Origin of the sequence: Acinetobacter sp. SwsAc6 (assembly GCF_013391565.1) — a bacterium.
In the GTDB taxonomy this organism is placed as follows: Bacteria; Pseudomonadota; Gammaproteobacteria; order Pseudomonadales; family Moraxellaceae; genus Acinetobacter; species Acinetobacter cumulans.
This window is the reverse complement of sequence record NZ_JACAXE010000077.1, coordinates 1-1,032: the sequence shown is the minus strand read 5'-3', so window position 1 is coordinate 1,032 and position 1,032 is coordinate 1. Positions and strand designations below refer to the sequence as shown.

Here is a 1,032-nt window from a genome sequence, read left to right as displayed (position 1 = left end):
TTCTTTATACTATCACTGAGGCAGGTTGGACATTTGATTGCTAGAGTTATTTGCATTTCTCTATTTTATCAAAATCCAATCGGCTTTTTCTTCAGCATACTTTTTGAAACACTACCAAATTTTAAAGTTGTATATCATGAAATTATTAAAAATATTGAGTTTAGTTTGCTTAAGCATAAGTATTGGGGCTTGTGCTGAGCATAGTATGAGTCGAGCAAAAACAAGTACAATTCCACAAGTGAATAACTCAATCATCGATCAGAATGTTCAAGCGCTTTTTAATGAAATCTCAGCTGATGCTGTGTTTGTCACATATGATGGTCAAAATATTAAAAAATATGGCACGCATTTAGACCGAGCAAAAACAGCTTATATTCCTGCATCTACATTTAAAATTGCCAATGCACTAATTGGTTTAGAAAATCATAAAGCAACATCTACAGAAATATTTAAGTGGGATGGAAAGCCACGTTTTTTTAAAGCATGGGACAAAGATTTTACTTTGGGCGAAGCCATGCAAGCATCTACAGTGCCTGTATATCAAGAATTGGCACGTCGTATTGGTCCAAGCTTAATGCAAAGTGAATTGCAACGTATTGGTTATGGCAATATGCAAATAGGCACGGAAGTTGATCAATTTTGGTTGAAAGGGCCTTTGACAATTACACCTATACAAGAAGTAAAGTTTGTGTATGATTTAGCCCAAGGGCAATTGCCTTTTAAACCTGAAGTTCAGCAACAAGTGAAAGAGATGTTGTATGTAGAGCGCAGAGGGGAGAATCGTCTATATGCTAAAAGTGGCTGGGGAATGGCTGTAGACCCGCAAGTGGGTTGGTATGTGGGTTTTGTTGAAAAGGCAGATGGGCAAGTGGTGGCATTTGCTTTAAATATGCAAATGAAAGCTGGTGATGATATGTGCTGAATTAGCAGGAGACTTTCACTTGGGATATGCTAGGCAGCTAACCGATAAAAGTTCTCTGCTATTTGATTTGGCGTTTTAAAATCCAAACTCTTTTGAATTCTTCGCTGATT

The 1,032-nt window shown here is 37.1% G+C and carries 2 protein-coding genes; both read left to right on the top strand.

Annotated features, from left to right (window positions below; all coding sequences use genetic code 11):
- A partial coding sequence (locus HYG93_RS19270; RefSeq protein WP_214288670.1) for a hypothetical protein occupies nucleotides 1–198 on the top strand: 198 nt, incomplete at its 5' end.
- On the top strand, nucleotides 137–922 hold the full coding sequence (gene blaOXA / locus HYG93_RS19175; protein WP_178962801.1) for a class D beta-lactamase: 786 nt from the start codon (nucleotides 137–139) through the stop codon (nucleotides 920–922). The genes HYG93_RS19270 and blaOXA, both read left to right, overlap by 62 nt.
- The last annotated feature ends 110 nt before the right edge of the window (nucleotides 923–1,032 follow it).